Origin of the sequence: Acinetobacter haemolyticus CIP 64.3 = MTCC 9819 (assembly GCF_000369065.1) — a bacterium.
Classification (GTDB): Bacteria; Pseudomonadota; Gammaproteobacteria; order Pseudomonadales; family Moraxellaceae; genus Acinetobacter; species Acinetobacter haemolyticus.
The window spans coordinates 281889-303717 of sequence record NZ_KB849800.1 but is presented as its reverse complement, the minus strand read 5'-3'; the positions used below and the strand labels follow the sequence as shown (position 1 = coordinate 303717).

The window sequence follows — 21829 nt, the reverse complement described above, 5'->3', positions numbered from 1 at the left end:
TGTGTAATCAGGCATAATCCATCTATATCATGCGATAAGATTCTAGGTGTAGCACAAGCGGTAAGAGTTGAAAGAGCTAATAAAAGCCCAAAACACCTTATTAAGTTTTTAATATTCATATATTACTCATTATGATCGGAAAGTTTTAAAATAACTCATACTTAGCCGAAGAAGCTTATTCACTATCAATAAAATTCTTAAGAATATCTGAAATGTAATGCCCTGTTCGACGATCTGTACTCGCAGTAACTAATGATAAAGGAAAACCATAATAATTATTTGCTTCTATTTGCGGCACATTATAAAAAGCCATTTTAGGCTCTCAAATTCGATAACCCACACCCCCAAATGTTTTCTAAACGTCTCTCCTAAATATCGAGCATAACCATCAACGGTATGTATTTCTCATTGAAAGGACATCTCATCAGTTGTTGGATACCGCTCCAATATCCAATGCTCCAAGCATATTCAATGAATCTATTGAATAATCCAACTTCTCACTAATTTATTTTGGGAGGCTATCATACATACATGATAAAGCATCACGCATATCCATTCACCAATATTGAAAGCTGTCAAACCATTCTTCTCTAGTTTTCAAATTAAGAGTACTGATGTAAATTTATTTAAAACCATTAATACCCCCAAAGTAAAGATATGACTATTAAGCCCATTCTAAATATTTTTCGCCATTATCTAGAGTATAAATCCAAACTGGTCTCAAAGGGCAGAAACCCTGATCGTAAATAACCAACCATGTTCCTATATCATGCGCACCAATCTCTCTAGCATATTCTTCAGAAGAAGGAAAGAACCTCTTAAATAATTCCAATTGTTCTAAAACAGGAATATCATATATAATAGTGTCATCACCACTTTTTGCTAACAATAACTCCCCAGCATTCATAAGCTGGTGCAATATATTAATAAATATATCTCGTTTCTCAATAAGCTTTTTTTCAATCTGGACATCCTCCGCCAAATTAGACGCTGCTAACCACACAGCATCTAAGGCTTGTCCCTTTACAGAATTCATCAATGCATTAAATTCCTTATCACTTAAGGTAATTCTCATATTATGAACCTTATCTGAAATTAATTTCCGCCCACTAGTTTTATTATTAAACAACAAAAACAATAAAAAAGAACAGATATATTAAAATTTACTTATATAACTTTTTAATAGCCTCTATTTTAAAATCCGCTTCACCCTGTGTTTATAGTGCTGATTTGCCCAATGTTTGCCCATTGATTCGATTAAAATACCCTTCAATATAGTAGTAAGACTCTCTGGATTATTTTCAATCCAATTAAGCGCTAAATTTGGCCAATAAACACTCACACTTTCTCCTAATGCATACTGTAGAACCTTTACTTTATTTTCAGCATTTAATTCATTAAAACTCTGATTACACTCCTGCTGCTCAAGCAGCAATAGCCCATGTCGGACATCCATCAAATGCATTCTCCTGTCATCCCACTACGGTTAGAGTGATGTAGCACAAGATCTATCACACTGCTATCCAAAGTTTAAATTTCTCTCATAGAATAGCTAATCTCCAAAAATTCCAATCAATCATCCAAATCTCTTCTTTTATTCCTATTAAGGATTAGACGAAATGAATTGCAATATTAACGAATATTAACAATAATTGTAACAATAATATTTCTCATTTACATGGTTGTAGACATGAGTTCAAACCTCTCCTCTCTCAAGCGCAATTCATTGTTTCTTGCAATTTCATCAAGTCTGGTCAGCATTAGCCCCTACAGCTTTGCAGTAGACACTGTCTCTCAACAGCTTCCGACTATTCAAGTCAAGGCGACACAGAATGAAAGTTCAGATACTGAAATCACCAAAGCCTATACGATTAAGGATAGCTCAAGTGCAACCAAGCTCAATATCGCTGCCAAAGAAACACCACAAACCATCAATGTTGTGACACGCCAACAAATAGAAGACTTTGGCTTAACCTCAACACGAGATATTCTAAATAATACCCCTGGGGTAACCGTCAATGCCCTTGAAACGGAACGCGCCGTATATATGGCACGTGGCTTTGAAATTTCTAACATATTAATCGATGGTGTGGGATTTCCACTAACCAATTGGAATACCACCGATATCAATCCTGACAGCTATTTTTATGATCGAGTTGAAGTCGTAAAAGGTGCAAATGCATTAACCAATGCCTTTGGTGATCCAAGTGCAACCATCAACTACGTTCGAAAACGTCCTACTAAAGAGTTTCAAGCCAATACAGGCTTAAGTTATGGCTCATGGGATACTCAACGTTATGAAGCAGATGTTTCTGGCAGTTTAAATGATCGCATCCGCGCAAGACTGTTTGGCTTCCAACAAACAGGTGACTCATATCGTGATCGTTATTCCTCAGAAAAAAATGGTGTTGCAGGTGTTGTAGAAGCCGATGTTACGGATTCTACCCTTCTCACGATTGGAGCAAGTCAAGAAAAAAATAAACCAAACGCCAATAACTGGGGAGCAATTCCGCTGATGGATAGCTCTGGTCGACAGCTCAGTTATGATCGCTCATTTAACCCCAATCCAGATTGGGCATATTGGGACAACACTTCTAGAAATGCATTTATCGAACTAAAACAAAAATTCCTAGATACATGGTCTGCTAACTTGAGCTATAACTATAATGAGAAAGATCGTGAAAGCCAGCTTTTATACTATTATGGCTATCCAAACGCAGACGGTTCAGGAGTTTCATTAACACCAAATGGTTATTTAGAGAATAATAAACTACACACTGCTGATTTTAATTTGCAGGGGAAATTTGATCTTTTTAATCGTGAACATGAAGCTATCATTGGTTATTCTTTCTCAAAAAGTGATCAAGTTGACCATCAAAAGAAAGGCACGCTACATGACAGCAATATTAATCATGTAAGCTCTGAATATAACGGACAAATTACAGTTACCCCCTATACAACAGATTGGGCAAGCTGGACGCCAAAGCATGTCACTTGGTCGGATTTCGTCAAACAAGCCGATTATACCCAACGCAATCAGTCAATTTATGCAGCCACACGTCTACATTTAAACGATGATCTCAAGCTGACTCTCGGTGCGAACTACATCCAAGCCAAAAGTGAAGGTTCGAGCTATGGCTCACCGATGAATTACGATGAAAGTAAAGTTTCACCTTATGCCGGGATTACCTATAATTTTACACCTGAGTACACAGGTTATATGAGTTATACTTCGATTTTCCGCCCACAAACATCTGTAAATGAAGCAACAGGCAAAGTAGCTGATCCAATCGAAGGAAAAAGTTATGAAGTTGGGATGAAAAGCTCATGGCTAGACAACAAACTTACTGGAACATTGGCAATCTTTAGAACAGAGGAAAACAATTATCCGCTTCGTTCAACAGATGGACATCCTTTAAACCGAAAAGTGGGGATCAGTGATTTACGCTCACAAGGCGTTGAGGTTGGTTTGGCAGGACAACTCACCGATCAAGTAAATGTCTCTTTGGGTTATGCCCAATTTAGTTTACAAGATCTAAAAAATGGTGGTGCAGCCCGAACTTATAACCCAACTCAAACCTTTAATTTACTAACTACTTATACACCCGCTCAATTACCCAAATTAAAAGTAGGTGCAGGGCTACAGTGGCAAGGAAAAACCTCTGTTTTTGACAATGTAAAATCAGCATATCTAAAACAAAGCGATTATGCGTTGCTTAACCTGATGGCAAGTTATGAAGTCAATAAACACTTTAGCGTTCAAGCCAATGCAAATAATGTAACCGATAAAAAATATTTAAATAGTTTTACGTATAGCCAAGCATTCTACGGAGAACCTGCTAACTATACAGTTGCACTGAAGTTTAAATATTAAAAAGAAAGCCCCTCGAACATGAGGGGCTTTCTTTATGCTGCATTCGGAGCTTGGTTTTTAGGTTTTAAATAAGCATCTAATAATGCAATTTCATGTGCTTGCATATTCAGTCCTAATTTAGAACGTCTCCAAAGGATATCTTGGCTATTGCTTGCCCACTCATAGCGGCATAGATAATCGACCTCTTTGGCATACAAGCCCTGACCAAAATGTTGACCAAGCTGCTTAACCGAACTTGCTTCACCTAAAATATTCCAAATACGCGAGCCATAGGCTCCCGCCCAACGTTTCGCCAAAGCTTCAGAAGCATCGGAGATTTGCGCGCGGATTTCATTAGCTAACTGCTCAACCGACACCATCTTTTCACCGCCCGGCAAAGTTTCCGTTGCAGTCCAACTGCCTTTCATCGCTGGGAAAAATGCTTTCAGTTGCAACATTGCAGACTCAGCAAGCTTACGATAAGTCGTTAACTTTCCACCAAATACCGAAAGTAATGGCGCTTGCCCCGCAGCTTCTTTTGATAAGGCTAACGTATAGTCACGTGTCACCGCAGATGGATTATCTGACTCATCGTCACATAATGGGCGCACCCCAGCGAAAGTTGAGATAATATCAGCTTGGGTAAGTTGCTTTTTAAAATGCTCATTACTGACCTTAACCAAATAGTCAATTTCCCCTTGAGTAATTTTCACCTGAGCTGGATCACCTTTGTATTCATGATCCGTTGTTCCAATCATGGTGTATTGATCCAAATATGGAATCGCAAACACGATACGGCGGTCATCATTTTGCATAATGAAAGCTTTATCACCCTCATAAAGCTTCGGTACGATGATGTGACTACCTTGAATCAAACGAATACCATAAGGAGATTTTAGCTGTAAATCCTGTTTAATAAACTGTGCGACCCAAGGACCTGCAGCATTCACCAAAGCTTTCGCTTTAATTTGAAATTGCCCTTCTGCATTTTCCAAATCGACAACCCAAATTTGTCCTTCACGTCGAGCAGACAAACAACGGGTACGCGTTACGATTTCTGCCCCTTTTTCACGTGCATGCATTGCATTCAAAACAACTAAACGTGAATCATCCACAGCACAGTCTGAATATTCAAAACCACGTGTAATCGCTGTGTTTAACGGACTATCATCTTTAAAGTAGACATTATTTGAACCCAATAATTTTTCACGCTTACCTAAATGATCATAAAAGAATAAGCCCGTACGAATCAGCCATGCTGGGCGCAAATGTGGACGATGAGGCATAATAAAACGCATTGGGCGAATAATATGTGGCGCCTTATTGAGCAAAACTTCACGCTCAGCTAATGCTTCACGCACCAAACGAAACTCTTTATGTTCAAGGTAACGCAAACCACCGTGAATCAGCTTGCTACTCGCAGATGAAGTATGGCTCGCCAAATCATCTTTTTCACATAAAAATACCGATAAACCACGCCCAGCAGCATCAACAGCGATACCCACACCATTGATCCCACCACCAATGATGGCAAGGTCATAAATTTTGTCACTTGACTGAGGAGAAGTTTGCATAAATCACCGCAAATTTTCATTATTGTTCAATAATGAAAATTTAAACACATAAAATGAAAATTAACAATATAAAATAGCCACAAAAACGTAAACTAATCGACATTTTGTGTATTGAATTATTCAAATGAAAATTAAGTGAAAGCAGTGGAATGACTGAGACATTCCACTAAACAAGAAAACATAATTGATTTTAAATAATTTTTATTAGAATTTGGTACGCTGTTTTTCGAAAATGAAATCTATTTCGCAATAATCAAACCAACGTCTAATTCTTGGATCATCTTCATATATTGCTCATTGGGTTGTTGATCCGTAAAAATGCAATCCACTTGTTTTAATGATCCTAAACGAATCATTGCATTTCGACCAAACTTACTACTGTCTGCTGCGAGGAAAACCTGACGAGCACTTGAGATAATTTCTTGTGATACACAGACTTCTTGAAAATCGAAATCTAACAATGTGCCATCTTCTTCTATTCCACTAATACCGACTAAAGCATAATCAGCCTTGAACTGTTTAAAAAAGTCAGCGGTTGCTTGACCAATCACCCCTCCATCTGGACGAACACGCCCACTGGCGATCAATACCTCAAAATCTTCTTTAGTACTCAAAATCTTCGCGACATTTAAATTATTGGTGATAATTTTTAGTCCAGTGTGGTTTAACAATGCATGTGCAATGGCTTCTGTGGTTGTCCCGATGTTAATAAACAACGAAGCATGGTCAGGTACAGCCGCCGCCACAGCCTCTGCAATGGTTCTCTTTTCTTCAAGCATGTAACCAACACGGGTGGTATATTCCGTGTTTTCCACCGTTGAATCATGTGCTGCGCCGCCATGATAGCGACGCAGCAAACCTTCATCAGCCAATTGATTAATATCACGACGAATCGTCTGTGGTGTCACATCGAAATATTGAGCAAGTTCTTCAATACTGATATAGCCACGTTCCCGTACAAGCTCAAGGGTTTTTTGTTGGCGTAGTATCAAGCTCATGCTCATCCATCCTATGCTATTTCAAATCAATATAACGCTGTGATTGTTCTGCTTAATCCTCAGCCCAATCACGGGTACGACCTACAGCTTTTAGCCAGCCAGTGTAGAGTTTTTCAGTTTCTTCCTGCGTACATGCTGGCGTGAAAGTATTTTCAATCGTCATTCTACGCTTTAACTCGTTTAAATCCGACCAAAAACCGACAGCAAGACCCGCTAAAAATGCTGCGCCCATTCCTGTAGTTTCTTTCATCGCAGGACGCTCTACAGAGGTGGATAAAATATCTGCTTGGAACTGCATTAAGAAGTTATTTGCAGTGACCCCGCCATCTACACGTAAGGTTCGTAATTTCTCACCAGAATCTTGTTGCATTGCGTCCAAAACATCACGCGTCTGATAAGCAATAGATTCTAAAGTTGCACGGATGATATGTTCAATACTCACACCACGAGTAATGCCCAAAATTGCACCGCGAGCGGTAGGATCCCAATACGGTGCGCCAAGCCCAGTAAATGCGGGTACCACATACACCCCGTTACTATCTTTGACTTTGGTTGCGTAATACTCTGAGTCATGTGAATCATTAATCGCTTTTAACTCATCGCGTAACCATTGCACACAAGAGCCACCGTTAAAAACAGCTCCTTCTAGCGCATAGTTCACTTCGCCTTTTGCACCACAAGCAATCGTCGTCAACAAGCCATGATCCGATTGAACCATACGCTCACCAGTGTTCATGAGTAAGAAACAACCTGTCCCATAGGTATTTTTGGCTTGGCCAACTTCAACACACATCTGCCCAAACAATGCAGCTTGTTGATCACCTGCAATACCTGCAATTGGAATACCAATTTCCTGACCACTAATGGTATGCGTATAACCATAAACTTCAGAAGAGCTGCGTACTTCAGGCAACATTGCCTTTGGAATATCTAAAGCCTCAAGCAGCTTGTCATCCCACTGCAAAGTTTCAATATTGAATAACATCGTACGAGAGGCATTGGTATAGTCTGTAACATGCACTTGACCATTGGTTAATTTCCAAATTAACCATGTATCGATCGTCCCGAATAAAAGCTCACCACGTTCTGCACGCTCACGGCTGCCTTCAACACGATCAAGAATCCACTTGATTTTAGTAGCCGAGAAGTAAGGATCAATTACTAACCCTGTTACTTTTCGCACATAATCTTGCCAGCCATTTTGGCGGAGCTGATTACAAATTTCATTGCTTTGTCGGCTTTGCCATACAATCGCATTATAGATCGGCTTACCTGTTTTTTTATCCCAAATCACCGTAGTTTCACGTTGGTTGGTAATCCCGATCGCGGCAATTTCATCACTAGAAATGCTCGCTTGTGCTAAGGCTTCAACCCAAACTGCGCTTTGAGTCGCCCAGATTTCCATAGGATCATGCTCAACCCAACCTGGTTGCGGGTAAATTTGCGTAAATTCACGCTGAGCAATAGTGATGACATTCGCATCGTGATCCAATACGATTGCACGTGAACTCGTTGTACCTTGATCAAATGCAACAACATATTTTTTTTGACTATCTGTAGAGATCATGACATACCTAACCAGACCTGCCTTATTTTAGGATTTGTTGGACATCAACAGCTCCTATTTGAGCAATAAATTAAACGCCCGAAAAACGGGTAGCAATATCGCAATAAAGCAATGACTTTTGCATTAAATTAAAAACTCGGCAGATTATATGCAAAATTGTTCGTAAACGAAAATTCTTTCTTTAAATTTGAATATAAAATTGACGAAACGCAGAACTTTTAAAGATTCCTAACAATTCAAAATTTATTTTATGCGATACTAAAACCAGAAATAACAGGACGATTGAAATGAAAAAAACCAATTTACTTTTTATTGTGAGCGGTACACTTTTAATTACTGCATGTCAGAGCACTTCACATCAATATAATGGTGAAAAGGGTTATCAAATTGAAAGTAAAACAGCAACTTCCGCAACAATTGCGTATACGCTTTCCGCCCGTGGCAATGCAAATCTAGATGAGAAAAAACTCCAACATGCCTGTAAACAAGTGCTCGGTGCAGAGAGAAATTATAAATTAAACATTCTCAGTACCAATGAAATCATGAACCCAACCAAGCAAGAACAATATGGTGTTCAGCTCGGTAACAGTCGCGCAACTTTTGGTCTATCGAACTCACCAGATTTTAATAATACGACTGGCTATGCAACTCGTCAGGCACTTGAAGCTAAACCAACAACGCTAACTGTTGTTCGCTATACCTGCTCATAATTAACTCATCAGAAACTGGATGTATATAGATCAGAACTAAATACATCCTATTTTACTTATGCTTTTAATACATCACGAATAGATGAATCTTTATCAAATACAGATTTTGCAAAAGGACACAGCGGAATAACTTTGACCTGACGCTGACGCACAAATTCGATTAATGCATCAAGAAGTTGTCGGCCAATACCTTGACCACGAAAATCCTCATTTACATCAGTATGATCAATGATGAGCATTTCTTCGCCGGCCCATGTATAAGCCATCTCGCCAGCGATCACCTCACCATCCAATAGTTTAAAAACACCATGTTTGCCATCATCTGTTTGCTGAATATCCATGCCACTCTCCTGCTCTATTTTGTTTGATTTGGTGTAATTATAAGATCACTTAAATCACTACATGTTTTAACATGCTATACCATAGGATTGTGTTGAGTTTTGATATTTTAAATCAAGTAGAGCCAATCACTTAGTTCGATAAAAGCTTACATTTCTGAACTCTTTGGCTTCATCTAAATCAGGCCACGTTGTCGCGCTCCGCTCATCCAACTTAATATAATGTGGATGGCTAAAGTTTTTCACTCGACTATCTGCAACCCAGACTTCAGGCGCAAACTTCAAAAATTCATCTAAAAAAAATCGGTTACACTGATCATAGAGCACATCAGCTGCAAGCAAAACATCGACTTGTTCAGATTTATACAAATCATCTAAATATTCAAGTTCGACATTATTCAGTAATGCATTTTCACGACATGACGCTAAGCTCACTTGATCAATGTCACAGCAAATAACTCGTTTTGCGCCTGCCATCTTTGCCGCAATTGCAACAACACCTGAGCCTGCCCCAAAATCTAACACCACTTTATCTTTGACGTGATGGGGTTCTGCCAATAACCATTGCGCCATCGCCAAACCCGATGCCCAACAAAAAATCCAATACGGTGTTTCATTCCAAATTCGTCGAATAACCTCATCGTCTAAGCGATCAGTAGGAAATACAGGTGGAATCAACCATAAGGAAATTGGAGTTTCTGGCAGTTGTTGAGCCAATAAATCAGTATTTGGAATAACTTCATGTAGTGCTTTTAGCAATTGCTCAGGCGCTTTCGCAAATTGGAATGTACAGCTCATCGTTCTTTAATTCTTGAAAAAAACCCCTCTATATTAGAGGGGTTAAAATATTAACCTAAAGCCTTTTCAGCAGCTTCTACTGTTTGGCGAATCAATGTGGTAATCGTCATCGGACCTACACCACCAGGAACTGGTGTATAAGCTGATGCAACTTCTTCAATACCGACTAATTGAATATCACCTACGCCACCGCCTTCACGTGGATGGAAACCAGCATCGACCACAACCGCGCCTTGTTTAATCCAGTCTTTCTGAATTAATTCAGCCTTACCGACTGCACCCACAATAATATCAGCTTGCTTCACCAGCTCAGGAAGGTTTTGAGTACGTGAATGACAAATCGTCACGGTAGCATTGGCTTGTAATAGCATCATTGCCATTGGTTTACCTAAAATCGCTGAACGACCAACAACAACCGCATGTTTACCTGCGATTTCAATCTTGTTTTCTTGCAAAATCGTCATGATACCTGCTGGCGTTGCTGAACCATAAGCAGACTCACCCATCGCCATACGACCAAAACCTAAACAGGTTACACCGTCGACATCTTTTTCTAATGAAATTGCATCGAAACATGCTCTTTCATCAATTTGTTCTGGAACAGGATGTTGAAGCAAAATACCGTGTACATCAGGATTTGCATTTAATTTTTCAATTTCAGCTAATAATTGTTCTGTGGTGGTTTCTTTTGGAAGTTCTACTTTAAGTGAATCCATTCCAACACGGCGGCACGCATTACCTTTCATACGTACATAAGTTGCAGATGCACCATCATCACCAACCAAGATTGTTGCCAAAATTGGGGTACGTCCCGATTTTGCTTTTAATGCTTCTACACGTACTAACAAATCAGCTTCGATTTGTGTTGCTAATGCACGACCGTCTAAAACCAATGCCACAGCGCATCTCCAAAGTGGGTATCAATCAATAGCGTAAATAATACATGATAATTTGAGCAATATTCTTTTAGATGTTGTTTTTATGTGCATATTCGCTAGAAACACTATTGTTTTTTTTCTAAAGATTGCTAATATGTGCATCACCAAGAGATGGCGGGGTGGCAGAGTGGTCATGCAGCGGACTGCAACTCCGTGTACGCCGGTTCGATTCCGACCTCCGCCTCCATTGGTAAAGCCCGAGTGGTGAAATCGGTAGACACAGGGGATTTAAAATCCCCCGCCCACAAAGCGTGCCAGTTCGAGTCTGGCCTCGGGCACCATCCTTCAACTACTGAAGTTTGGTGCAATAAAAATCCAGCGTAAGCTGGTTTTTTTATACCTGAAATTTAATAAATCAAAAAACAAAAGCCAAGTGCAACGCCTTGGCTTTTCGAGTCAAATGATTATGCAACTTGCTGATTCGTTTGAATCGGCAATAAATCCAAATCTAGATCCAACTGATAGTGTCTAGCTGTATCAACTTGATATTCTGATTTTTTAATTGAATCAACAAAAATCCATTCCGAGTGAACTTTTTCTTCATTAAACTCAACCATCAAATAACCGCGCTGGTTTAAATTACAATAGCTCAACTCATCGATTAAGGTCGTAAATGCAAATTCAAATTGTTGTAGTTGATCGGTTGGAATATTGAGATACTTTTCCATACCCGGTGAAGATACCGAACTGGTTGCAAGCTCAACACCAACAAAAGCGCCATCTTGACTATATAAGTTAGACGACCATGCATTGTGCGTATCCCCTGCTAACACAACAATTTTCTTTTTTAATTGTGCCAAAGTACCATACAGAATTTCACGCTCAGCAAAATAACCATCCCATGCATCCAAGTTATAAGGTGCAACCGTTAGGACACGTGCTTTTTCTTGTAACGTTAAAGTTGGATCACCTTGTTTTAAACGCACCTTTAAAGTGACCAGTTCTTTAATCTGTGCTTGCATTTTGGTTAATGTATCGGCACTTGGCTGACCAGAAGTAATCTCAGCCAAAGAAAATAACAACTCAGCAGGAATCTGCATTTTACTCATTAAAATCTGTTGGCCTAATACATTCCATGTTGCAGTGGATTGCTGGAGTTTTCCGAGCAACCAGTCTCGTTGATCATATCCCATTAAAGTACGATTGCGATCAGTCAAATCGGCTTGAAATTTTGCGGCATCCAATCCTGAAGCTGTAATGTAATTTGCATAATCCAACTGTTCATCACGCGCAATGATCCGGGTATCCAACATGCTAAGTTGCACTAAATGACCAAAATCAAACTGTCGATAAATCTTAATTTTCTGATCATCTATTGGACGAATTGGCATCCATTCAAAATAGGCTTGTAAGGCTGCCAATTTACGCTCTAAGAATGAACCTTCATTTTCTTGATGATTCTCTGCTCCGTCTTTCCACGTATCATTCGCTAACTCATGGTCATCCCAAACCACGATGAATGGATGGCGTTGATGAACTGCTTGTAGGTCTGGATCTTGACGATATAAAGCATAACGTTTGCGATAATCATCTAATTTGATAATTTCCTGATTATTATCAGCAGCTAAGGTTCGCCCTAATTGAACAGCATCTTCTGAAGCATATTCACCTGCGCCATATTCATAAATATAATCACCAAGATGAATAACCACATCGACATTTTGCTTTGCTATCTCACGATAAACATAAAAATAGCCTGCTGGATAGTTAGAACAAGAACACACTGCAAAACTTACTTTTGAAGTATTTACAGCTAAAGTCTTGGTTTGCCCAACAGGAGAAATCTTGTCTCCAAAGATAAAGCGATAAAAATAACTTTGGTCCGCTTTCAAACCCGTCGCATCAACTTTTACCGTAAAGTCATCCGATGCTGTGGTGATGACTATATCGGTTTTGATGATTTGTTTAAATTGTTGATCTAACGCAATCTGCCAAGTCACTTGTAAACGTGCACTCGCATCATTCGGCGTTAATCGAGTCCATAAAATGATACGATCCTGCAATGGATCACCACTTGCAACGCCATGATCAAAACTGACTTTCAGCGAATTGCTTTCTTTATCCGAACTGTTATTACATCCAGTTAAACTGGCGGATAAAGATAAAGCCCCAAAACCAAATAAACTTTTTTGAATCAGTTCCCGTCGTGAAATTTTTGCTGTCATTGGATAGCTACCTTAGTTTTTATCACTACAAATAGCTAAAAATAAGTCTTTGATATGAAACTTTGATCTCAATTTGATGAATAAATGATGAAAATCAGCCTGGTTTTGTCCGATAAACACATGAATTGATTGAAAAGAAAGCAAACAATCAGTTTTATACTTGCCAAGTTTTAAAGTGTCCTCTATTATTGCGCTCATGCCCGAGTGGTGAAATCGGTAGACACAGGGGATTTAAAATCCCCCGCCCACAAAGCGTGCCAGTTCGAGTCTGGCCTCGGGCACCATTCTTCTACAAGTGAAGTTTGGTGCTAAAAAATCCCAGCGTAAGCTGGTTTTTTTATGTCTAAAATTTAATAATCAATCACTTGAAAATTGGGATGCTCAGCAAGCTGTTGTAAATAATGGCGTTCTTTTTGATAAAAATATTTATACATGCGATTTACCCACTCCCCGCGCCGAAAAGTAAGTACCTTTTTGTTTACCCCATCATAATTTAATAAAACAACATCGCCTTCATCCTGATTCAATAAAGTAATTCGATAACTATGTTGGGCATGTAAATGGGTTGCACTTTGTTCTCTGACAATTTCAACTTTATGCTCACCATCAAGCCAATAATGTTTATCAATTAATGCTTTTTCATTCACCCAAAAACCTGTTTCAGCACCATCATAAGTATCAATCAAGAAGAAGTGATGTAATTCTCTCAATAGCTCAGATGCCGTGATATCCAAATAATCATTCATATATTGTTCTACCCATTCAAAATTTTTTATGACTTGTTGGCTTAATACCGCATTTTTATAATCTAAATTGCCTTCAGCGTTTGTGGACCACACGTTGATTACAACTTTATGAGCAATTTTTTTGAAAGACCAGAACTGTTGATTTTAGGCAAGTTATTATCATTTAAAAAATTTGCTCTTTAATCTCAAAGATATATAGCCAATTTTATAGAATCAATCTTTTTTTCTTAGGCTGTGATAAAAATCAGATAAATGAAAAATTATGTAAAATCATAATCTTGTATAAAAATAATCGGTATCGCTTTTTAAACTTATATTTATGATTTTTAACGTGATTTAGAATCATCATGAAACTAAATCACGTAATGTCGATCAACGATCAGACAAGCTATTCGTCGCGAGTTTTCACATCAAAAAGCTCAATTTCTAAAATTAGATTTGAATTGGCAGGAATAATTTTTCCCATCTTACGCTCACCATACGCAAGATGTGCAGGTACGATCAATTTACGTTTTCCACCGACCCGCATTCCCATAATCCCTTGATCCCAGCCTTTGATTACACGTCCTGTGCCGATCACTGTTTCAAAGTAATTTCCACGATCAAGTGAGGAATCAAACTGTGTTCCATCTTCCAACCATCCAGTGTAGTGTGTGGTAATTAATGCCCCTTTGACAGCTTCTTTACCTTCACCAACTTTCAAATCAATAATTTGTAATTCTGCACTCATTTTTATCTCTCCAAACGAAATAGATACTATCGAAGATTATTGTAACTGTTGCCATTGGATATCGATCTGTCCTTTGTCACTTAACAAAGTCCACTCCCCATCCATGATATTGAGTTGTAATTGCATCGTTCGTTCACACAATTGTTCCAATGCTTCGCTGGTTGGTGCTGCCAATTGCCAAACTTCAACATTGTTCAATGTTTTGATTTTAGTGTTTTTTTGCCACCAATCTTGCGCTTGACTTCCGTAGGTAACAATCGCAACACGTTTGCATCGTGCACTTGCCTTTTTCACTTTATCTTCAGAGGGACAACCCACTTCAATCCATTTTTCTAATAAACCCGTTAAATCCTTCTGCCATAAGGCTGGCTCATCTGTTTCAAATAGATCTTTGGTGAATTCTAATTGCTCATCAGCATAACGAGCATAAGCCAGAATACGAACCATTAAACGTTCAATGGTTTCTGAAGGATGTTGAGCAAGTGTTAATTGATAATCCGCGTAAATGTGATCATCCATATTGGCAATATTAAGATCTGCCTTATATATCGTTGCTTTTAGCGCCATGAATCATGTCCTCAAATTTGGCGCTAAGCATACTCTATTTTGCTCAATAAATGCGGAGATTCATATTGATTCTAAGCCATCTACGCGACAAGCCAACAACTGCGTTTCAAATAATAACCAATCATGTTGAACTGAATCCTGAATAATTACTTCGATTCGATTATCAATACTTTCTTCTGTAGATTTATAATTGAATTGCTCAGGATTAAAATTAAAACTTTTCCAGCCCTGATCGGTATAAAAGATTGCTTTGATCCGAATCCAATCCTGTTGTGTACATAATAGATCTAAGACATCATAAAACTTGAATTGCCATCGTTTCGGAAATTTCCATCCAGCTACGGTATAGCCTTGAGCTGTTTCAACATAATGATAAGGGAGCTGTTTGATTTCTTGCGTCTCGCTCTCATTTTGCTGAGTCATTTGCTGACGCAGTAACGGCTGAACTTTGCGTTGCACTGGCACTAAAGGTAAATCAAGCTGTAAAAGTGGAACTTGCCCATTTTCAGCTTCAATCCAAGACTGCACATAAGTTTGATATTCTTGTTTTAATTGAATATAGGCTTGCTGATCATCATCATTCATACTGTCTTTGTGCGAAATTACGACGACTTGTGCAGCCTTTAATTGATCGGTATAAAGATGCTGTTGCACCCATGGTTTGTCATGTAAACGGCTACCATCAACCACGACCACCAATGCACGCATATCCAAGCTACTGTGCCAATGTGGTTCAGTCAGCTGTTCCAAAAGTTGCGCTGGATGCCCCAACCCAGTTGGTTCAATAAACAGTCGATCTGGTTTACTTTCACTCAGTAATCGAGATAACGTGATCTGCATAGGCAACTGACTACTGCAACACAAGCAGCCACCTAATAATTCCTTGACTGCATAACCTGACTGCTGTGTGATCAGTTGTTGATCAACACCGATTTGCCCAAATTCATTCATGAGAATTGCCCAAACCTCATTTTTCGGTTTTTGGGTCAATAAATGCTGCAATAGCGTGGTTTTACCCGCCCCTAAAAAACCAGAAATAATATGAGTTGGAACTGCTTTGCGAGCAATAATTTTCACGACATACTCAAGAATAAGAATTTAAGGAATTGTAATGCGGAAAATTGTAGAAATAAAATTTTCCTCTCAAAATTACAAACTTTAAAATAACCACATTAACAAAGCATAAAGTGATATAAATCACATTAATGATCTAATATCCATATTTAAAATTAAAATATAAATGAATTATCCAATTAAGTTAATCTTATCAACTCTTATTAAATGTTTAATCTGCGTAAATAATTAGTTTATTTTTTATCCAAAAATACATATTTCCATACATTTTAATTCTGAATTCTTTGCTCAGGGTTTACAGAGTAAGTACATAAACATGAGTAACTTTGCGAATTGTTAAGATCAACGTAATAGATTGTTAAGAACATTGCCGCAATTAACTTTGGCACATAGCATGGAGCACATGTCTAGATTCGTGGTTAATCTACAAATTTAGGCTGTTTTTATTGAAACTGAAATTAAGGATGCCAACAATGAAACTTATCAAAACTCTTCTTGCGACAACACTTACACTTGCTGCGGCTACAACTTTCGCTGCAACTGCTGATGAAGTGCAAACTGAAGCTCAGACTGACGAGCGTGTTGTTGTTTCTACTCAAGAACAACCAGCTACTGATGCATCAAGTGAAGCTGCTCCAGCATCAGCACCAGTTGCAAACTAATACGACATAGATTTAAAACTTACCTCTGCTTTTAAATCGGTTTATTATGATTTGCCCCTATTTCATAATAAACAAAAAAAGATCGAACCATGCTGCGGTTCGATCTTTTTTATAGATATCATTTTTAAGAAGAGGACTTAAAAATACTACATGAAGGCTGATGCACCTCTTGTAAACGCATTTCTTTGCGTTGTTCAGCGGCCTCAAAACGGCAACGTTTCCAGTCTGTGTTTAAGTTTAAAGGCGGAACTTGTTTCGGTTTACGCTCCTCATCGACCGCAACCATTGTGAAATAGCAAGTATTGGTGTGTCGTATCGTACGATCTTGAATATTTTGTGCTTCCACTCGGATCCCGACCTCCATTGAGGTACGTCCTACATGGTTGATACTTGCTAAGAATGTGACCAACTCACCCACATAAATAGGTTCTTTGAAATTTACTTTATCTACTGACAGCGTAACAACATAACTTCCTGAATAACGACTGGCACATGCATACGCCACTTGATCCAACAACTTTAGAATCGCACCACCATGAACATTGCCTGAAAAGTTGGCCATGTCAGGTGTCATCAGTACTGACATCGTGAGCTCTGATTGATCATCAGGAATTTGATTCATTTGGTCTAATGGATTCATAGACAAGGACTCACAAAAAAAGCGTTCTTTCTTATTGAATATTATGCGCCATAATTAGTAGAAAGAGAGACTAAATTTCATTGATTTAGCCTCTCAATTTAATCCCTAAAATCGATGTTTCAATTATCTATTTTTTTTATTGTGTTGATTGGATAAGACCTGTTACTCCATTGACAATCATATCTACCGCAATCGTACCAATCAGCAATGCAGATAAACGACCAACAATATCAAAATAGCGGTCGATGTATTTGGCATGTTTATATCGTAAATGATCATGCCCATATTTCATTAAAATCAAAATACTACAGGTCAAAAATAAAGTGAGTGTAATCACAGCAACCGCGCTAATAAAAGGCACAGTAACCCCTGTAACAACAGCAGCACTAATCGTTCCTGGGCCAATCATAAATGGCATCGCAATAGTTCCAGCAAGATGTTCGGGCGCACCGCGCATTTCACCAATTGTTTCCGCACCTTGGAATACATAACGATAGCCAATGACCAAAAAGATTAAACCACCAAAGATTTGGAATGATTCAAAACGCACATTCAAATAACGACTAAAAATACTTTCCCCACCCCAAGCAAACAATATAAATACAGCTAAAGCAATAAAACTACCCTGAATCAAGGCCTTGTTAAATATCTTAGCATCGGTATTGCGAATCATCCCCACCATATAAACACTCATTAGGAAAGGATTTAGCAATGAGAAAAATAAAGCAAATGCATGAACGTGCGCTGATAACATAAATAACTCTTTATTGGCAGCAAAGGTTAAATGATTTTAGATTTTGACAGATTAGATGAATAGACACTAAATCATTTAGGAATTTATAAACGTTTTACAATTAGACGTTACATTGTTTAATGGATCATCTTTATTTAATTCAAATGTTACACCCAATCCGAGCATACGCATATGCAGATTGGCTTGTGATGCATTGATCGATTTTACGTTAAACTTTAGACCTTGATCGCTATAAAGCACGTCATTCACTAATTTTACTCGGTACGACATGACTTCTTTGCTATTATCAATACAAAGTTTTCCATAGCCTTGACGATTTAAATGTAGTACCGCGGATGCTTCTCCGACTTGCCCTGACCAATTGCCAGAAAATGGAAGTTGTGTCGTGCTAAGTTGATTAAATTGCTCAGATGACATTGTCGTAATCGAAGTACAGCCGACAAGTCCAAAAAACAAAATACTTGATAAAAAAATATACTTCACAACCAACACCCAAATAATAAAAAAGCAAACAATTACAATTATTTTCCCATAGCCGAAAGCGGTATAAATTGTAGGGTATGTATACACCGGGTATGGGATGTGTAACTGTTCTTGCAATGCAGTTTTAAAGTTACTCAAATCATAAGTTGGCGAATTCAAACATGAGGTGCGACAGTTTGAAAAGTCTTATGATAATCAACAAGCTGAGCAAATTTCTCTAATGGTGTAAGCCAATCTAACGCTTTTCTAGGACGAGTATTCAGTGACATGGCAACTTGATTTAAATAATGCTGATCTGCCTGATTTAAATCAATCCCTTTAGGTAAATATTGCCTAATTAAACCATTCATATTTTCGCATGTGCCTTTTTGCCAGGGTGAATGTGGGTCACAGAAATATACATCTATGCCTAAATCTTCTTCAAGTATTTTATGTTCTGCCATCTCGCGTCCACGGTCATAGGTCAACGTTTTACGCAGTTCTGCAGGTAAATATTTCAGAGCTTCAGTTAAAGCCTTGCGCACTGATTCTGCCTTTGCATCAGGTAATGTTGCCAAGATACAGAGCCGTGTATTTCGTTCAATAAGTGTTGCTATCGAACTTTTATTGTCTTTACCTTTAATTAAATCAGCTTCCCAATGACCCGGTATTTTTCTTTCTTGAACTTCGGCTGGGCGCTCATGAATAGTTTTAATATCCTGTAATATAGAATCTTTTTTAGGTTCACCGTTAGCTTTTCGCTTTTTATTTTCATGACGCAGACAGGATAATAAGTCTTTTTTCAACTCACCCTTTGGTAATGCTCGTATCGTTGAATAAATCGTTGTATGGCTTACATTCATTGTTTGATCCAAATCAGGAAATGTCTTTAAACGCTTTGCTATTTGCTGAGGAGACCATAAACAACGGATCGCTTCAACAATAAATTTCCAGAGGATTGAATCGATTTTGAGTTTTCTGTGACCACGTCTACGTCTAGCGAAGGTGTTATCAGAAGCATATTGAGCTTGATAAACGTCATTGATGCTATTTCTTTTAAGCTCACGATAGATCGTACTAGGATGTCTTTTAATGAGTTCAGCAAATTTTCTGGCTGAAAAGCCTTCTTTTCTTGACTCAAGCATTAATGCAGTACGATCTTCAAAGTTAAGATGATGGTATGACAATTTTATATACTCCATAAACCCTTTAAATTAATTAGGTGGTTTATGTCGCACTTCAAGTTTTACTCTGCCGTTGTTTATTCATCCATTTTTAAATTACTTACCATCTGTTCTAAGTTATTTCGAATCAAATAAGCCAAGTTTATATCGATACCTTGCAGCATTTGCTCTTCGATTTTTTCAACCACAATATTGCACTCATGTAACTTATTTAGCCCCTGATCAGTCAGTGTCACCAAAATACGACGCCCATGAGTCGGATCTGGCGTTTTTTCAATCCATCCATTACTAAATAAATCCTGAAGAATTTTATTTGCTGATTGGGGTTTAATAAAGGAGCGTTCAGCAAGTTTAGCATTAGATAAATTACGCTTAGATGCCAACACAGATAATGCTGTAAACTGTGGCAGGCTAATGTCCAATGGTTTTAATTGCTCTGTTAAATGTTTACTAATAATACGATCAACACGGGCGATCATATAACTTAGTCTAGGTTCATCTTGAATTGTTGTTGGAACTATATTTGAACGTGCCATAAATCATCATTCATCATAAAAAAAACAAAAAGTATGAAGCTACTGCTCCATACTTTACTAAAGTTGCAACTTACTGAGCACTTGTGCTTTGTACTAAATGTACAGGCTGTTTAGGCTTTTTGACAAGCAACAAAGCAGAAATCGCAGCAATAAGAATAACGGGGATACTTGCACCAATCACGATTGTTGAACTTTGACCAAGTGATAATAGGAAGCCTGCCATCAAAGGTCCTGCAAATGAACCTATCCGACCGATTGCAACTGCTGAACCAACACCAGTACCACGCATTTCAGTTGGATAATACATCGCAGCAAGACCATATAAGGCAGACTGCCCACCGACAATGAATAGACCACACCCCACTGCTGAAAGGACAAGTAAAGCAACTGTTGGAGAAATAGATAAACAGCATAATGACAGTAATATGCCAGTATAAATTAATTTAATCACAAAGCTCATACGTAGCTTATCGAGCATCATGCCCATTAAGATCGATCCAAAAATTCCGCCGATGTTATAACCCATTTGAACATAATTGGCTTCGAATTTTGACAAACCTTGCGCGCCCATCAACAATGGCAACCAGTTCAACAAGAAATACAAAACGACGAGTGTACAAAAGAAACTGATCCAAATTTGGATCGTAGACATACGACGTTCTTTTGCAAATAAAACCTCAAAAAATGGAATGGCTGTTTGATGTTGTGTTTTACGCTTTAAATAATCACTTGATTCTGGCAAATATTTAATAATTAAAGGAATCAATAAAATGGGAGCAATGCCGCCAATATAAAAAATATGCCGCCATTCACTATCCCCTGCCAATAACATTGCCACAACCGAAGTGAGCAAACCTCCAAACGGAATACCACTATACATCACACTGACTGCTGTTCCCTTATATTGATCTGACACAGCCTCAGATGCCATGGTAATCATAATAGGTAACGCACCACCCATTCCCAAACCAGTTAAAAAGCGAATCAACAACAGTAAGTTATAATCAGCCGCAAAAGCTGTGAGTAACGACATAATTCCAAATAATAAAATACTCAAAATAAGAATCTTTTTCCTACCCACAATATCTGCTAATCGCCCACCCAAAATCGCACCTGGAAGCGTTCCAAGAATTGCAGCACTAAATGCCCAAGCCATCTGAGCATTGTCTAACATAAATTCAGCCCGCATACGTGGTGCGGCGACACCCATCGATTGAAGGTCAAAACCTTCAAAAATTGCGATTGCAAAACAGAGCAATAAGGTTAATTTTGCACTGCCCGACTGTCCAAATACTTTTTCCATTACCTTGTCCTTTTTCGACCAATCTATCCATTCAGCCCTTTTTGTGTATTGTTTATTAAACACCCTAAAAATATCAGTTAAACTTACTTAAAATGCAATATTTTTTTCAATATATTTTATAAAAAAATTAATTGTATAGAAAATTATTTTAAATTTTATATACTTAAAAAATATTTAACCAAAATATCAAAAAAGACTTGAATGTAAGTTTAACTGATATTAAATTAAAT

Annotated in this window: 22 protein-coding genes and 3 tRNA genes; 6 read left to right on the top strand and 19 right to left on the bottom strand. The window is 38.2% G+C overall.

Going from position 1 to position 21829, the window contains the following annotated elements; genetic code table 11:
• Nucleotides 1-664: 664 nt before the first annotated feature.
• Nucleotides 665-1075 (bottom strand): DUF596 domain-containing protein, encoded by a 411-nt coding sequence (locus F927_RS04165; RefSeq protein WP_005081727.1) that lies wholly within the window; start codon nucleotides 1073-1075, stop codon nucleotides 665-667.
• Nucleotides 1076-1189: 114 nt separating this feature from the next.
• Complete coding sequence (locus tag F927_RS04160) at nucleotides 1190-1456, bottom strand: hypothetical protein (protein WP_005081725.1); 267 nt, start codon at nucleotides 1454-1456, stop codon at nucleotides 1190-1192.
• A 222-nt stretch (nucleotides 1457-1678) separates the two neighbouring features.
• Here F927_RS04160 and F927_RS04155 point away from each other — a divergent pair, with 222 nt between their 5' ends.
• Nucleotides 1679-3874, top strand: a complete 2196-nt coding sequence (locus tag F927_RS04155; RefSeq protein ID WP_005081723.1) for a TonB-dependent siderophore receptor — start codon at nucleotides 1679-1681, stop codon at nucleotides 3872-3874.
• A gap of 32 nt (nucleotides 3875-3906) precedes the next feature.
• Here F927_RS04155 and glpD read toward each other — a convergent pair whose 3' ends face one another.
• The 3 genes from glpD to glpK all read right to left on the bottom strand — a co-directional run bounded on the left by glpD (nucleotide 3907) and on the right by glpK (nucleotide 7992).
• Nucleotides 3907-5427, bottom strand: coding sequence for a glycerol-3-phosphate dehydrogenase (glpD, locus tag F927_RS04150; protein ID WP_005081722.1), 1521 nt, complete (start codon nucleotides 5425-5427; stop codon nucleotides 3907-3909).
• Nucleotides 5428-5666: 239 nt separating this feature from the next.
• A complete protein-coding gene (locus F927_RS04145; protein ID WP_005081720.1) occupies nucleotides 5667-6425 on the bottom strand; it encodes a DeoR/GlpR family DNA-binding transcription regulator in 759 nt (252 codons plus the stop codon).
• Between the two features lie 52 nt (nucleotides 6426-6477).
• Nucleotides 6478-7992 carry a glycerol kinase GlpK gene (gene glpK, locus F927_RS04140; RefSeq protein WP_005081717.1) on the bottom strand — a complete coding sequence of 505 codons (1515 nt, stop codon included), beginning with the start codon at nucleotides 7990-7992 and terminating at the stop codon, nucleotides 6478-6480.
• A 287-nt stretch (nucleotides 7993-8279) separates the two neighbouring features.
• On the opposite strand from glpK, the gene F927_RS04135 reads away from it, so the two are divergent.
• Entirely contained in the window at nucleotides 8280-8702 is a 423-nt protein-coding gene (locus F927_RS04135; RefSeq protein WP_005081715.1) for a hypothetical protein, read from the top strand.
• 56 nt (nucleotides 8703-8758) lie between these two features.
• Here the strand turns inward: F927_RS04135 and F927_RS04130 are convergent, their stop codons facing one another.
• The 3 genes from F927_RS04130 to folD all read right to left on the bottom strand — a co-directional run bounded on the left by F927_RS04130 (nucleotide 8759) and on the right by folD (nucleotide 10737).
• Nucleotides 8759-9043: a GNAT family N-acetyltransferase gene (locus F927_RS04130; protein WP_005081713.1), complete on the bottom strand. Its 285-nt coding sequence runs from the start codon at nucleotides 9041-9043 to the stop codon at nucleotides 8759-8761.
• Between the two features lie 126 nt (nucleotides 9044-9169).
• Entirely contained in the window at nucleotides 9170-9838 is a 669-nt protein-coding gene (locus F927_RS04125; protein WP_005081711.1) for a class I SAM-dependent methyltransferase, read from the bottom strand.
• Nucleotides 9839-9888: 50 nt separating this feature from the next.
• Nucleotides 9889-10737: a bifunctional methylenetetrahydrofolate dehydrogenase/methenyltetrahydrofolate cyclohydrolase FolD gene (gene folD / locus F927_RS04120; RefSeq protein WP_005081710.1), complete on the bottom strand. Its 849-nt coding sequence runs from the start codon at nucleotides 10735-10737 to the stop codon at nucleotides 9889-9891.
• A 152-nt stretch (nucleotides 10738-10889) separates the two neighbouring features.
• On the opposite strand from folD, the gene F927_RS04115 reads away from it, so the two are divergent.
• Both F927_RS04115 and F927_RS04110 read left to right on the top strand, forming a co-directional pair.
• Nucleotides 10890-10963 (top strand) — tRNA-Cys (locus F927_RS04115).
• Nucleotides 10964-10971: 8 nt separating this feature from the next.
• A tRNA-Leu gene (locus tag F927_RS04110) sits at nucleotides 10972-11057 on the top strand.
• Between the two features lie 123 nt (nucleotides 11058-11180).
• On the opposite strand, the gene F927_RS04105 is transcribed toward F927_RS04110, so the two are convergent.
• A complete protein-coding gene (locus tag F927_RS04105) occupies nucleotides 11181-12941 on the bottom strand; it encodes an alkaline phosphatase D family protein (RefSeq protein WP_005081708.1) in 1761 nt (586 codons plus the stop codon).
• Between the two features lie 198 nt (nucleotides 12942-13139).
• Between F927_RS04105 and F927_RS04095 the strand changes: the two genes are divergently transcribed.
• Nucleotides 13140-13225: transfer RNA gene (locus tag F927_RS04095), tRNA-Leu, on the top strand.
• A 66-nt stretch (nucleotides 13226-13291) separates the two neighbouring features.
• Here F927_RS04095 and F927_RS04090 read toward each other — a convergent pair.
• The 4 genes from F927_RS04090 to F927_RS04075 form a co-directional block, all read right to left on the bottom strand.
• Nucleotides 13292-13687 (bottom strand): hypothetical protein, encoded by a 396-nt coding sequence (locus tag F927_RS04090; protein ID WP_026056310.1) that lies wholly within the window; start codon nucleotides 13685-13687, stop codon nucleotides 13292-13294.
• 388 nt (nucleotides 13688-14075) lie between these two features.
• Nucleotides 14076-14417, bottom strand: a complete 342-nt coding sequence (locus F927_RS04085; protein ID WP_005081704.1) for an FKBP-type peptidyl-prolyl cis-trans isomerase — start codon at nucleotides 14415-14417, stop codon at nucleotides 14076-14078.
• Between the two features lie 36 nt (nucleotides 14418-14453).
• Nucleotides 14454-14984, bottom strand: a complete 531-nt coding sequence (locus tag F927_RS04080) for a YaeQ family protein (RefSeq protein WP_005081702.1) — start codon at nucleotides 14982-14984, stop codon at nucleotides 14454-14456.
• A gap of 60 nt (nucleotides 14985-15044) precedes the next feature.
• Nucleotides 15045-16061 (bottom strand): CobW family GTP-binding protein, encoded by a 1017-nt coding sequence (locus tag F927_RS04075; protein WP_005081700.1) that lies wholly within the window; start codon nucleotides 16059-16061, stop codon nucleotides 15045-15047.
• A gap of 470 nt (nucleotides 16062-16531) precedes the next feature.
• Between F927_RS04075 and F927_RS04070 the strand changes: the two genes are divergently transcribed.
• The gene (locus F927_RS04070) at nucleotides 16532-16720 is read left to right on the top strand and encodes a hypothetical protein (protein ID WP_005081698.1); all 189 of its coding nucleotides are present in this window, start codon (nucleotides 16532-16534) and stop codon (nucleotides 16718-16720) included.
• A gap of 124 nt (nucleotides 16721-16844) precedes the next feature.
• Here the strand turns inward: F927_RS04070 and F927_RS04065 are convergent, their stop codons facing one another.
• The 6 genes from F927_RS04065 to mhpT form a co-directional block, all read right to left on the bottom strand.
• Entirely contained in the window at nucleotides 16845-17360 is a 516-nt protein-coding gene (locus F927_RS04065; protein ID WP_004638290.1) for an acyl-CoA thioesterase, read from the bottom strand.
• 136 nt (nucleotides 17361-17496) lie between these two features.
• Nucleotides 17497-18114, bottom strand: coding sequence for a MarC family protein (locus F927_RS04060; RefSeq protein ID WP_004638289.1), 618 nt, complete (start codon nucleotides 18112-18114; stop codon nucleotides 17497-17499).
• A gap of 75 nt (nucleotides 18115-18189) precedes the next feature.
• Nucleotides 18190-18597 carry a J517_1871 family lipoprotein gene (locus F927_RS04055; RefSeq protein ID WP_370736367.1) on the bottom strand — a complete coding sequence of 136 codons (408 nt, stop codon included), beginning with the start codon at nucleotides 18595-18597 and terminating at the stop codon, nucleotides 18190-18192.
• Between the two features lie 155 nt (nucleotides 18598-18752).
• Nucleotides 18753-19778: an IS30-like element ISAba125 family transposase gene (locus tag F927_RS04050; protein ID WP_005100823.1), complete on the bottom strand. Its 1026-nt coding sequence runs from the start codon at nucleotides 19776-19778 to the stop codon at nucleotides 18753-18755.
• Between the two features lie 59 nt (nucleotides 19779-19837).
• Nucleotides 19838-20296, bottom strand: coding sequence for a MarR family winged helix-turn-helix transcriptional regulator (locus F927_RS04045; RefSeq protein WP_005081694.1), 459 nt, complete (start codon nucleotides 20294-20296; stop codon nucleotides 19838-19840).
• Nucleotides 20297-20366: 70 nt separating this feature from the next.
• The gene (gene mhpT, locus F927_RS04040) at nucleotides 20367-21599 is read right to left on the bottom strand and encodes a 3-(3-hydroxy-phenyl)propionate transporter MhpT (RefSeq protein ID WP_005081692.1); all 1233 of its coding nucleotides are present in this window, start codon (nucleotides 21597-21599) and stop codon (nucleotides 20367-20369) included.
• Nucleotides 21600-21829 lie beyond the last annotated feature (230 nt).